Origin of the sequence: Bacillus sp. AG4(2022) (assembly GCF_031844465.1) — a bacterium.
Lineage (GTDB): Bacteria > Bacillota > Bacilli > Bacillales > Cytobacillaceae > Bacillus_AB > Bacillus_AB infantis.
The window spans coordinates 371,326-384,250 of record NZ_JAUZVH010000001.1; the positions used below are offsets into that span (position 1 = coordinate 371,326).

10 protein-coding genes are annotated in these 12,925 nt (G+C 44.3%); 4 read left to right on the forward strand and 6 right to left on the reverse strand.

Translation table 11 applies throughout. From position 1 onward, the window contains the following. Nucleotides 1-175 precede the first annotated feature (175 nt). The gene (locus Q9R36_RS01840) at nt 176-2,398 is read right to left on the reverse strand and encodes a helix-turn-helix transcriptional regulator (protein ID WP_224951780.1); all 2,223 of its coding nucleotides are present in this window, start codon (nt 2,396-2,398) and stop codon (nt 176-178) included. A gap of 295 nt (nt 2,399-2,693) precedes the next feature. Between Q9R36_RS01840 and Q9R36_RS01845 the strand changes: the two genes are divergently transcribed. After that, nucleotides 2,694-3,380 carry a rhamnogalacturonan acetylesterase gene (locus tag Q9R36_RS01845; protein WP_009791017.1) on the forward strand — a complete coding sequence of 229 codons (687 nt, stop codon included), beginning with the start codon at nt 2,694-2,696 and terminating at the stop codon, nt 3,378-3,380. A 33-nt stretch (nt 3,381-3,413) separates the two neighbouring features. After that, nucleotides 3,414-5,177 (forward strand): ABC transporter ATP-binding protein, encoded by a 1,764-nt coding sequence (locus Q9R36_RS01850; RefSeq protein WP_311224454.1) that lies wholly within the window; start codon nt 3,414-3,416, stop codon nt 5,175-5,177. Nucleotides 5,178-5,514: 337 nt separating this feature from the next. Here the strand turns inward: Q9R36_RS01850 and Q9R36_RS01855 are convergent, their stop codons facing one another. Further along, nucleotides 5,515-6,219 carry an aspartate/glutamate racemase family protein gene (locus tag Q9R36_RS01855; RefSeq protein ID WP_311224455.1) on the reverse strand — a complete coding sequence of 235 codons (705 nt, stop codon included), beginning with the start codon at nt 6,217-6,219 and terminating at the stop codon, nt 5,515-5,517. 110 nt (nt 6,220-6,329) lie between these two features. Between Q9R36_RS01855 and pdxR the strand changes: the two genes are divergently transcribed. Next, on the forward strand, nt 6,330-7,721 hold the full coding sequence (gene pdxR / locus Q9R36_RS01860) for a MocR-like pyridoxine biosynthesis transcription factor PdxR (protein ID WP_311224456.1): 1,392 nt from the start codon (nt 6,330-6,332) through the stop codon (nt 7,719-7,721). A gap of 140 nt (nt 7,722-7,861) precedes the next feature. Here pdxR and Q9R36_RS01865 read toward each other — a convergent pair whose 3' ends face one another. The 3 genes from Q9R36_RS01865 to Q9R36_RS01875 all read right to left on the reverse strand — a co-directional run bounded on the left by Q9R36_RS01865 (nt 7,862) and on the right by Q9R36_RS01875 (nt 9,989). Further along, the gene (locus tag Q9R36_RS01865) at nt 7,862-8,041 is read right to left on the reverse strand and encodes a hypothetical protein (RefSeq protein WP_129612320.1); all 180 of its coding nucleotides are present in this window, start codon (nt 8,039-8,041) and stop codon (nt 7,862-7,864) included. A 127-nt stretch (nt 8,042-8,168) separates the two neighbouring features. Further along, nucleotides 8,169-8,630: a FixH family protein gene (locus Q9R36_RS01870; RefSeq protein WP_311224457.1), complete on the reverse strand. Its 462-nt coding sequence runs from the start codon at nt 8,628-8,630 to the stop codon at nt 8,169-8,171. Between the two features lie 12 nt (nt 8,631-8,642). Further along, entirely contained in the window at nt 8,643-9,989 is a 1,347-nt protein-coding gene (locus tag Q9R36_RS01875; protein WP_311224458.1) for a PepSY-associated TM helix domain-containing protein, read from the reverse strand. A gap of 217 nt (nt 9,990-10,206) precedes the next feature. Between Q9R36_RS01875 and Q9R36_RS01880 the strand changes: the two genes are divergently transcribed. Beyond that, nucleotides 10,207-11,202 carry a linear amide C-N hydrolase gene (locus tag Q9R36_RS01880; RefSeq protein ID WP_311224459.1) on the forward strand — a complete coding sequence of 332 codons (996 nt, stop codon included), beginning with the start codon at nt 10,207-10,209 and terminating at the stop codon, nt 11,200-11,202. A gap of 80 nt (nt 11,203-11,282) precedes the next feature. Here the strand turns inward: Q9R36_RS01880 and Q9R36_RS01885 are convergent, their stop codons facing one another. Beyond that, nucleotides 11,283-12,488, reverse strand: a complete 1,206-nt coding sequence (locus Q9R36_RS01885; RefSeq protein WP_101547585.1) for a YecA family protein — start codon at nt 12,486-12,488, stop codon at nt 11,283-11,285. Nucleotides 12,489-12,925: the final 437 nt, after the last annotated feature.

Here is a 12,925-nt window from a genome sequence, read left to right on the forward strand (position 1 = left end):
AACTGTTTATGTCTATCAGTTGGTATTAAAGGGGGATTTATATTCCTATAGGCAGACAGATTGGATTGCATATCCTTTTGTCCAGAATTTTTCTACAGTGATAAATGGTTAGCTTAGTAAGCATAGCTGTATAACAAAAGCTTCTTCACAGGGAAGAAGCTTTTGCATTGTTTCATTATTGGCGGTATTCTTTTCGATAGTCCCCGGGAGTCTTGCCCACTTTCTTTTTGAAGAAACGGATAAAATTCTGTGAGTTGCGGTATTGCAGCTTCTCGGCTATCTCTTTAATTGTCATGTCCGTTTCCTTCAGCCACATCTGCGCCATTTGGAGCCGGTAATTCATTAAATAATCCACAAAATTCTCCCCATATTCCTTCTTAAACACATTACTTAAATAATTCGGGTTGTAATGAAGCCTGTCAGCAATGATGTCGAGGGAGATTTCCTGATCAAATTCACTTTGGATAATATAGACAATTTTATCGGATATGTTTTTGAAGCCCTGTTCTGTATTGCTCTGCGTACTGATGATGACCGGCTGAATCAGCTGCTGGTAAAGCATGTCTTTGATTATTTGCGGATAATAGGCATGCATGGCAGTCTGGTAGAGCTTCTTAATATTTTCGAATATATTCGACTCTGCTCCAAGCAGCTGTCCTAATTGGACAAGATCATTAATCACCCTGATTAGAGTGACACCCAGACTGATCGGGTTTTTGTTCAGTCTGAAAATTTCATCGATAAGCAAACCTGTCAGATTCCGAACCTCTTCCTCCCTGCCTGAGCGGATTGCGCTCATCAATTCATTGTGCAATTCAATCGGAAATTTGGAAATCGAAGCATCATTCAGCATTGAGGAAATGTCGTGGTAAAATATGATGCTTTCAGGCCCGACATTTACACGGTAATGTAGCGATTCTTTTGCCAGATCCACTGCTTTTTTGCTGTCGATCAATGAATGATACACAGGGCTGACCCCAACGCTCACAACCAGATTGAGCGTTTCCTTTACTTTTTCCTGGATTTCCTCGTAATACATCATAATTCGCCTTTCGGCTTCCTGTTCATTGTCACAGGCAAAGATCATCGCTTGCATCTCATCATTAAGAACAATCGGGATCAGCCTTTCCTCCTTCGGGACGATCTCGCGGACTATATGATTGATTGCCAGCAGAAAGATATCTTTATCTGCATTCTGCCCGCCGTCCATTTGGTCAATTTGGATAAGTCCGGTATAAAAGACCTTGTCTGTTCCAAAATGGTAGTCAAACTGCTCAAGCCTGTGCTGGATATCCTTTTCAGCAATTCGCTTCCTAAACAGACTCAGAACAAATAACGTTTCAAGCTCCGGCTTTTGCTTTGATAAGCTTTCAGTGAGCAATTCATTCTGATCGACGATCCTATCAACAGAGGCAGCCAGGAAGGAAAGCTCATTTTGCTTACGGCTGATGCCGCCCTGCGACAATCTTTCCTGGATTTTTTTGATTGGCCTTGAATAAGAGTCTGCCAAAAGGTAGGATGTTCCGCCGACAAGAAGGATTAAGATGACAGAAGCAAGAATCAGCCCCATCCTAGTATTGTGGATGATGCTTCCGATTTCGTTTTCGTTGATTTCCACAAGGTACAGCCAATGGTTATAATCTGCCTCAAGGAAAACATAAGTTTTTCCGTTGTCAGCTTTAAAGACGTCCGCTTTCTCCTCTGCTGCTTCGGCAGCCGCTTTCACCTCATCAAAGCTTGTTTCCGTCAGGCTGCTCCCCTTGTTCACACTGGAATATAAGAGCTTATCCTGGCTGTTATAAATTTCAACCGCATTATCTTGTTCCCCGACAATTTGATCAATGCTCCTTCTCGGGATATTGGCAATTCCCAGGGCAAATTTCTCGCGCTGATAAAATGGTAGTGTCATGACCATTTCTATGCCTTCTTCCGTCGGCTTCCAGAAGAGATTCCGGTCATTTTCATTTATGTATTGTTCCTTATACGCGTTATATTCTTCAGGGGTCAGCTTCTTTAAAGATTCATTAACGATTCCCCATTTTTCCGCCAGGCTGATGAGCCTGTATTTGCTGCCCTCAATTCCCATCATCTCTATATAGCTCATTTCTTTGATGATATCCTGGTATACCTCAAAGTCCCTGCCTGAAAGCGGTCTTGTGAAAACTTCCTTAAAGCTTGCTGTAGAGCTGTAGGCGGTATAGCCATATTCAATGGTCCTGACCTTCTGCTCGACATTATGCAGAATTTGTTTGGTGTAGCTTTCCTTATCCTTTAGAAAGCTTTCCTCAACTGAATTGTAAGTCGAGTTATAGATAAAAATGCTGAAGCCTGCCACTAGACCTATCCCCAATAAAAAGAATGGGATAAACAGCTTGTAAAACACTCTGCCATTCCTCAAAATGTTCAACTCCTTGTTTTCCGCCATATCATAAATGAAAGCGTTATCAACAATCTATAGATGAATCAAACGAAATGATTAGATGCCTGCTTCAATTTGTTTGACTTTCTGATAGCCCTTTTTATATAATGTGAGCGTTAACATAAATATACAGAAATTTCGAACTTGTCCGTCATTAAATAGATAATAGCATAATATGATCTATTAATATAGTGGCTTTTTCAACTTCCCTTAAAGATGTTAACGTTAACATAACGGCGGACAGATAAATTTACCTGAAAGAGAGTGCACAATTATGGACCCAAAAACCACCATATTTATCGCCGGCGACTCAACTGCCGCTGTCAAATTGCCTGAGAAGCGGCCGGAAACGGGCTGGGGAGAAGCATTTGTACAATACCTCAATCGTCATGCTGTGCTAGATAACCGGGCCATCAATGGCAGAAGCACAAAATCGTTTATCAAACAGGGCCACCTGACTTCTATTGAGAGCAGCATTATGCCTGGCGATTACCTGATCATCCAGTTTGGACATAACGACCAGAAAACAGAGGATCCTGAGCGCGGAACCCGCCCCTATGGGGACTATCAGGAATACCTTTTGGAGTATGTGGAAACTGCCAGAAGAAATCAAGCTCATCCTGTGCTCTTCACCCCTGTCACAAGAAGAAAGTTTGACGGAACCAATACCATTGATGAGCTTTCAGTCGGGGATTTCCCTGAAGCCATGAAGCAGTTTGCCGAAAAAAATCAGGTTCCGCTCCTGGACATTCACAAAGCTACACGAAACTTTTTTAACAGCATGGGACAGGACGAGTCAGCCTTATATTTCATGCATCTGGCTCCGGGTGAATCCCCAAATTATCCAGATGGCCTTGAAGATAATACCCATTTCAATGAAAAAGGCGCCGAGGCAGTAGCGCATTTAATTGCTGAAGAGATTAAAAAAAGCGATCTGCCGCTAAAAGACCTGCTGAATTAGCAGCTTTCATGGGGCATCAAGGAGAGGAATGCTTTGGAGGACTCATTTATACAAAATATTTATAAACAAAATCAGCAGAATTCACTGAAAGTGCTGATTGGTCTGTATAAAGGCCATGCGATAAAGCTGTTTTATTCTGCCGTCCTATTCACAATCAAGCATATCCCTGCCTGGGTCATGCCCATCGCCATTGCCAATGTCATCAATGCAGCAACCAATCACGGGGGAAACGGCATCCGCACCATCTATATCAATGCCATCGTGATGATCGTCCTTGTGCTGCAGAATATCCTATCAAACTATTATCATACAAAGCTGCACAGCTATGCGATTCGCAGCGTTGAATCCGGCCTGCGGGCTTCACTCATCAAAAAACTGCAGGAACTCTCCATCCCCTACCAGAAGGAAATGCAGTCAGGCCGGCTGCAGTCGAAAATCATGCGGGACGTTGAAGCGGTCCAAACTCTTTCCTCCCAGGTTTTTGTGAGCCTGCTGAATATATTTATCAATCTAATCGTAGCTCTTGCCATCACGCTCTACAACAGCCCTGTTGTCTTCCTGTTTTTTATCCTTATCGTTCCAATTTCCGCACTTATCATTGTTATTTTCAGGAAAAAAATAAAACACTCGAATTCAGAATTCAGGCAGGAAATGGAAGAAACCTCCGCCCGGGTCATTGAAATGATTGAGCTTGTCCCGATTGCAAGGGCGCATGCCTTGGAGAAGCAGGAGGTCAATCGCCTTAACCACCGCTTTCAGCAGATTCTTTTAAAAGGCTTTCACCTGGATATCATCCAATCCTTATTCGGTTCAGTCAGCTGGGCTAGCTTTCAGATTTTCCAGATCATCTGCCTGGTGTTCACCGGCATCCTTGCCTATCGCGGCTCTATCACACCAGGAGAGGTCGTTATGTACCAGACCTATTTTACAACAGTGGTGAACTCGGTTTCCGGCATGATTACCTTGATCCCGACGATTGCTAAGGGGCTTGAGTCAGTCAAATCCATCGGCGAAATATTGACTGCAGGAGAGGTTGAAAACTATGAAAATAAACCAAAGCTAAAGAAGGTGCACGGCAGCTTTTCCATTCAGTCTGTGAGCTACAGGTACCCAGGCGCCTATGAAAATACCTTGCAGGACATCACGATTGAAGTCAAACCGGGTGAAACCATTGCCTTTGTAGGCGAATCCGGCTCCGGCAAATCAACGATTCTCAATCTGCTGATTGGCTTTATTCAGCCGAGCGAAGGAAAAATCCTTCTGGACGGTCATGATATGGCAGAGATTGATCTAAGGTCGTTCCGCAATCATCTCGCGGTTGTCCCGCAATCAACGATTCTTTTTTCAGGGACCATCAGGCAAAATGTGACTTACGGCAAGCTGTCTGTCACAGAAGATGAGCTGAAAAGAGTACTGAAAGCCGCAAATCTGTGGGAGGTAGTAAAAAAACTCCCGGACGGGTTGGAAACACGAATAGGTGAACACGGAGATAAACTCTCCGGCGGGCAGCGCCAGAGAATTTCGATCGCCAGAGCATTGATCCGGGATCCGGAGGTCATCATCCTTGATGAAGCAACCTCTGCTCTTGACAGCCACTCTGAGAGAAAAATCCAGGAAGCTTTGGACACCTTGACCAGGGGCCGCACTACTTTCATCGTGGCTCACCGCTTCTCTACCATCCGCAATGCCGACAAAATCGCTGTTATCCAGGATGGAAGATGTGTAGAATTTGGCACCTATGAGGAGCTGATGCATCAGCAAGGGAGCTTTTATGAGTTGAAGCAGCTGCAGATGTAAAAATTATTTTTTTGGGAATGACTCTTTTCATTCATAGATGCTTTTTGGTGATAGTCATGCATCAATAGTTCTCTTTCTATACATGAGTAGTTTTTTTGATGGCCGTCATGCATCGGGCGGGCCTTTTCCTATACACGGGCGGCTTCCTTTGTTGGCAATCATACATCGATTGGGCCCTTTTCTATACATAAGTGGCTCCTCTTGATAGCCATCATGTATTGATTGGGCCTCTTTCTATACATGAGCGGCTTCTTTTGATGGCGGTCATGCATTGATTGGGCCCTTTTCTATACATGAGTGGCTTCTTTTGTATGCCATCATGCATCGACTGGCTCTCTTACCATCTATCAGAGTGACTCAGTGCAAATTTCACTGCCTTTGAAGCATGTATAAAGGTTGTGTCGAACAAAGGCAGCTGGCAGTCTTCCTGGCTGATTAGCAGAGGGATCTCCGTACACCCGAGGATAATTCCCTGGGCGCCTTTCTTTTCCAGACGATGAATGATATCGAGATAAGCAGCCTTTGAGTCTTCCTTGAATTTACCCCTGCATAATTCCTCAAAAATCACCTCATGAACCCGTTCCCGGTCACCTTCCTCTGGAACGAGAACCTCAATGCCATGTTCCTCAAGGATTTTTTTATAAAAAGTCTGCTCCATTGTGAATTTGGTGCCGAGCAGGCCAACTGCCTCTATGCCTTGCTTTTTAATCTCCTCAACCACGCATTCTACAATATGTATGACGGGAATCCTGCAGGCTTTTTGAAGATCTTCTGCCATCAGATGCATAGTATTGGTGCAAATAACGATGCAGTCTGCTCCTCCCGTTTCAAGGAACCTTGCTGCTTCAATCATTTTTTCAGTTGCCTTTTCCCAGTTCCCGCTTCTTTGCAGGGCAGCAATTTCTTCAAAATCAAAAGAGTAAAGCAGGCAGCGGGCTGAATGGATCCCGCCCAGTTTTTCCTGGACAAGGCGGTTGATATATGAATAATACACGCTTGTCGATTCCCAGCTCATTCCCCCGATTAATCCAATTGTTTTCATTTCGATCATCCTCCTTATGGTACTGTAAAGATATCATGATATACTGGATGAAAATAGAGCCACAATTAGATGACTTTTATAGTACCAGTTGACAGATTGGAGAGAAGATTATGTGGTTTCAAATTGTTCGGGAAGGCCCAAAGTCGTTGACTCAGCAAATTTATGAGAAGCTGAGATCATATATTTTAAATGGGGAATTGCAGGAAGGCGAAAAGGTTCCGTCAACACGCGAGCTTTCAGCCTCTTTGCAGGTCTCCCGAAATATTACACTGGAAGTCTATGACCAGCTGGCATCAGAAGGATATTTGGAGGTTCGGCCAAAGTCAGGGACATATATAGCTGCTGGCGCAGCCTTTCTCCGGCCAGAAATGGCCCATCGGCGGAAAGAAAAGGAGAAAGTAAACGATGACTTAGAGAATATGATAGACTTGAAAGCTTCTACACCGGCCATGGATCATTTCCCCAGAAAAGTGTGGGGCAAGCTGGCAAAGGATGTATGCATTAATGCTGATGAACAGGCATTTGGCTATCTTGATTCTTCAGGCCTGCAGGAGCTTAGGGAAGAATTGTCCAGATACCTGTATCATACACGCGGCGTGAATTGCACGGCAGACAATATTGTCATTACAAGCGGTGCCACGCAGGCGCTCTCGCTTATAACCGAACTGCTGGTCAAAAATAAGCAATCGATAGCTGTTGAAGATCCTGTTACCGATGAAATGAGGAATATTTTCAGCTATCATGGAGCAGACTTGGTGCCTATTCCTGCGGATGAAAAAGGACTTAAGCCTGAACATCTTCCTATGGATACGCCACCAGGCTTTATTTTCACCCTTCCTTCACATCAATTTCCGCTGGGCAGTACGTTGACCATTCAAAGAAGGATCCAGCTCATCGAGTATGCGCGCAGACACAACACTTATATAGTAGAAGACGATTATGACAGCGAGTTCACTTATGAAGGTTCTCAGGTCCACAGCATTCAGGGGTTGGATCCTGAGAGGGTCATTTATGTAGGGACTTTCAGCAAAATTCTTTCGCCTGGCCTCAGGATTGGCTATGCTGTCCTGCCCGCTGATTTACTGGCGGATTTCAAGAGGCTTAAATGGTATTCCGACCGCCATCACTCAGGTATAGAGCAACTGATCCTTGCGCGTTTTTTAAAAGACGGCCACTTTGACAAGCATATAAGAAAGATGAAAAGAATCTACAGGCAGCGGCGGCAGGCTTTGGTGGACAGCTTGAAAGAACACTTTCCTGACTGCCGTATCTGGGGGCATGCTGCTGGAATGCATCTGGTTGCTGAATTCCCCTCCATTGTTTTTGATGAAGGGCTGCTGAACTGGATTTCCAGCCATTCTGTCCGGATATATCCTGTTGAGGATTATAGCATCATGAAAGGCAATCACAAAAATAAGATCGTTCTCGGGTACGGCAGTATGATGCCTGATAGGATTGAAGAAGGGATAGCGAGGCTGGGGAGAGCGATCAGCAGCTATTGATGAAGTGATCGCCGACCTGAATACTCATTCAGAGAGCCTTACTAAGGAATGGAAGTGCTGGAGGTCAGTGCCGCTCACCACTTCAGCATAAAAATAGCTGCCCCCCATTAAATGAGTAAGGCAGCCAAATTACCAATCTGCTAATTATTCTTTGTACTCTTGCTTTTCTTCCGCAAAATCATGAATTGATACAGGCAAAACAGTATGGTTAATCCCATAAGAGCATAAAAGCCGTATTCAGATGGAATCATAACATAAACCATCAGCAATAGCAGGACAAAAACGAGATATCCTATATAATACTTTTTATAAAAGGTCATGAATCCCGCCTCCTTCAGGATATTTTACCATAAAATTGTCAATTCATCTATTCTAGAATGAATGGTGAAATTCTCTATTCAAAAAAAGACCCATTGAACTTTTCAACGGATCTTTTTCCTTCACTTCTTAATGATGTCCCTCATGACTGCCGGAAGGCGCCTCCCCTTCTCTCATCAGCTCCTCCAGCTCGGCTTCGGTAAGCTCCCCGACAACAAATTGCTTTTGCGGCATGATGAGCGAGCCGCCGCTGCTGGCATGCACTTTAATTATATAGACGCCATCCTGTTCAAATTTTTTGGTAAGCTGATAAACACCTTCTCCTTCATCAGCGGCTTCTTCCATTGGATAATGAACGCTGCCGTCCCGCTTCCAGATTTCAAAATGGACATAATCTGCACCTGCCACTTTTTCTCCGTTCTGTGTAAGCACTGCCCGGATTGGCACATCTTCACCTGCAGCAAATGAGTCAGGGGGCATGATTTCTGCCTGAAGCGGCTGCTCTATTTTATATAATTCCTCTGCATTATCATCAAGGGAGCAGCCGCCAAGCAGCACTCCCATTACGATTAAATATAAAACTCTTTTCACAATAAGACTCCCTTATGCATTCATAAATTTTTTGACAGCTGGAATCCGCCTGATGATGAGCCAGTCCACAAGCCAGACCGCAATGAGCGACAGGCCGACAAGCGGAAAAATGATCCCCAGTGCAATCAATATAAGCAGGAACATCTTCATTTTTAATGCTGAAGGACCTGCAGGGGCGCCCATCCCTTTTTTCGGCTTCCGCTTCAGCCAGAGATACAGTCCGCTGGCGGCGACAAGAATGATGCCAAGACAAATGAACAGGCTTATCAGCTGATTGATCAGTTCAAACTGGGTGCCTTTATGGAGGGTGATCCCCCAGGCTACCAGCTTCCCGATAAAGCCGTAATTGTCATAACGGTAATCGGCAAGCACTGCACCAGAATACTGATCCAGATGGATGGTGGCTTCATCCTGGGCCTTTGCCGGAAATGCAGAGAGTGTAAAAACGCCTTCCTTCGTTGAAGGGAAAATGATTGTATAGCCCGGATCCATGCCTTCATACTGGGCAATCGTGACTGCATCATTGATGGAAAGCGGGATAAAGCCTTCCACTTCCGATTTTGGGACCTCGAGGTTCTCGGCTGCCCAAGGTACTTCTGCAATGTCTTTTGTCAATATTTCCGATTCAGGAGCACTCCCGGTCCAGACGGAAGGCGGGTATCCTTCCCCTGTGTTCGTGGCCCAGTTCTGGAAGTTCACTCCCCAGAGGCCTGACCAGGGCAGGCCGGTCATGATTAAGAAAAGCATTCCTGCTGTCACCCAAAATGCAGGCACAGCGTGCAGATCTCTTCTGAAAACTCTTTTTCCCTTATTCAAACGGGGTAGCAGCACGCCTGCCAGCCCTTTTGTTTTCCTCGGAAACCATAAATATAGGCCCGTAACAATCAGGACAACCGCCCAGCAGGCAGCCAATTCGACAACCCGGTCGCCAAGGGTTCCTGCCATCAATTCTCCATGGATTTCCTCAATTTTATCCATGATCCGGTCCTCATTGTTCAATGTTCCCAATGACTTTCCTGTATAAGGATCAATAAATACGGTAAGTGACTCTTCCCCATTCATGATGCTTACTTCAGTAGAACGGGCGTCTCCCTCCCCAGGCCGGTATTTCGATATAAAAGCATCAGGATACAGCCTCTTAACTTCTTCAAGCTGTTCTGAAGGAAGAATGCGATCCCCCTGCGGCTGGACTTCATAATATTCCTTGTAGATCACCTGTTCAATCTGCGGCTTGAACAGGTAGACCGATCCTGTCACTGCCAGAATGATCAGGAACGGTGCAAAAATAATGCCGGCATAAAAATGCCATCGCCAAACCGTTTTATAGAGGGAGCCCTCCGGTTTCATTTTTTTCTCCATAGAAGCTGTATTCCTTTCATCTTGAAAATCTCTTAATCTGCTGCTCGAAAAATACTATAAAGGGCAAATGTGAGGGATGAATGAAGTTTTTGCAGTGAAAGAATTAAATTGGCCAATGAAATGTGAACATTTCCGCCTTTCGCCTGCTGAATTGGTACAAGCAGTTTTTAAAAGAGCGAATAACATATTCATAAGACATTGATTTAGGAGAGATAGCATGTGCACGAATATATCATTTCCACGGTCAGGAAAAAATTGCTCTCTGATTTCAGGCAGGACCTGGGATTGGGCTGAACGGTATCCCACAAAGGTAACCTTTGTCCCCAGAGGCCAATCTTTTCCTGCAATAGAAAGGCCTGAAGAAATAAAATGGGAAAACGAGCTTGCTTTTGTCGGGGTGAGCTATCAGCCTGCCGATGGCCGGATAGTCATATTTTATGATGGAATAAATGAGGCTGGCCTTTCAGCTTCAGGTTTATCGCTATTTTGCAGTGAATATCCAGAGCCGGAACCCGGCAAACAGCTGCTTTATAATAACAATCTGGTTTCCTATGTACTAAGCAGCTTCAGAACAGTAGAAGAAGCTGAAATCGGACTGTCACAGCTAAGCATCACAAGAGCAGTCCCTGATGTATCAAGAAACCTTCACTATATCATCAGTGACGCTTCAGGCAGCCATTTAGTTGTCGAATTTATTGATGGAAAAATGAAAACTTATACAACAAGTCTGGGCGTTTTGACGAATGACCCTCCGTATGAGTGGCATCTTGCCAATTTAAGTTTATATGAGCAACTGAGTCTGACGGATAAGCAGAATTCTCTCTGCGGCGTCGAACTGGGCGGAAGCGGCCAGCTTGGAATCCCGGGTGACCCTACCCCGCAATCCCGTTTTGTCCGGGCAGAATTCTTCAGCAAAACGAGGTTTTATCCAAGGAATATCCAGCAGAGTATTGGAGAAGCCAGGCAAATCTTACAGACTTTATCAGTACCAGCAGGGACTGTTTACCTGAGAGAATATCCCGGCATCTACAGCTGGACCCAATGGAGTGTGATACGAGACCATACGAACAGAAGCTATTATTTTTACACAGATTTCAACAGTAATCTATATGCTATCCATTTAAACGAGCTGGACCTGAATTCACAAGAGCTAAAACAGATTGATATCCGCCAGCCCGACTGGCATCAGGACCTTTCAGGGAAGCTCTGCTGATTTTTCGTTATGAAAAAAAGAGGCAGCCCCTGCTGTGAAAAAATCAGTCCAGGGCAGCCTCTTCATTTATGTTGATAGAGTTATATTGATCTGCCGCAGCATTTTTTGTACTTTTTCCCGCTTCCGCAAGGACAGGGATCATTTCTGCCCACTTTTGCGTCGGCATTAGTGTCTTTATCGGCAGCCGGCAGCGGCTTTAACTGCTTTTTCTCCATGCTGCTAAGCTCCAGGGAGGTATAGCCTTTGAGGAACCATTCCCTTGTGCTGTTCATCAGTTCCACCACTATGTCCATCAGTGCCTGCAGTTTCTCAACACTGTCGAACTTAAACATGCTTGTTAAGTATTTCATCAGATCTTCAGGTGTATCGCCTACCCTTGTTGCAAAAATACACTCTTCGGCGACCTGGTCTGCATCTTCTTTAGAAATTTCAAAATGCTGCGACAGGAATTGGACGAGCTGCATATAGCTTTTATTTCTTTCCACAAAACCAGGCTCACCAGCGGCCAGCAGCTGCTGTTTGGTAAAAGGATAGTATGATAGGCTCTTCCTTGCCTGATGCTCCTGGATCACTCGTTTAGCATCAAATACCCTGCGATTAGAATAGCCATCCCCATTAATCTGCAGCTCCGTACGGAATGAGTTGGCATCACGGATTACATTAAGATATTCCCTTAGGTGTACTGGATGTTTTAGATATTTTTCCAGAAATTCAGCCAGCTGAACAATTGACAGGGTTCCATAATAATACAGAAGCCCGCCTGTAAGCCTGATCCATTCTGTGTTTTTATTGACGGCAGATCTGATATGTATACTGTTCTTTAGTTCTTTTACTTTATCAATCAGTTCGTTTGGTACAGCGAGAACTGGCTCCCCTTCAATAATACCGCTGTAAATAATCCCGGTTCCGCGGAAGTATTCGATCTGCTGCGCCTCTATATGTGGTGCAGGCATCAGTCCGCCGCTTTCGGCAATATCCAGCAGCAGCTGGAATCTTTCACTGTCCCAGTTAAGAGGAATGCTTTCAAGATTTTCAGCAATTTTCTCCTGTAGCAGGATGATCAGCTCCGCCTTTTTCAGGCTGCTCGCATTTTTAATGGCCAGATTTTTTCTTATTGTATCAAGTTCACCTTTCGTGAAACGACTCAGCCCTTCATTCAGTGTAAAAGGAACACTCAATTCACTCCAGTGCTTTTTGAACTGCTTCACTTCCTGGCTTTTCTTCAAATCTTTCAATCCGTCCAGGATATTATTTTTCTGTTTTTCAAGTACTGCATTTCCGCTCATGTATATGTACTCCTTTCTCTCTTATTCATTCACAATCAATCATCGATTTTTCATTCATGAATACATGTACATTTCCAATCTACTATTATACACACAAGAGCCTGCCTGGATAAAATAAATCAAAATAGAAAATAGTCCGTCAATAATAATAAACCCTTGATTTGAAGGGATTTAAAGGATTATGCTGTCAAAAATTAACGTCTCCTATAGTCAGTATGTAGTACCAGTCCTTTCCTGACCTGAATGAGGGAATCAGTGGCAGGCTGAAAAATAAGCGGAGAAATTCCCTCTAATTTCAATAAAACTATAAATATAGCCAAAATAGACGGAGAAATTCCGGCTATCGACTCAAATAACAGGAAAATAGGTGACTACGCTCCTCTTAACCGGAATTTCTCCGCTTATTTACACCCACTCGTGCCATATTCAGCAGCCTA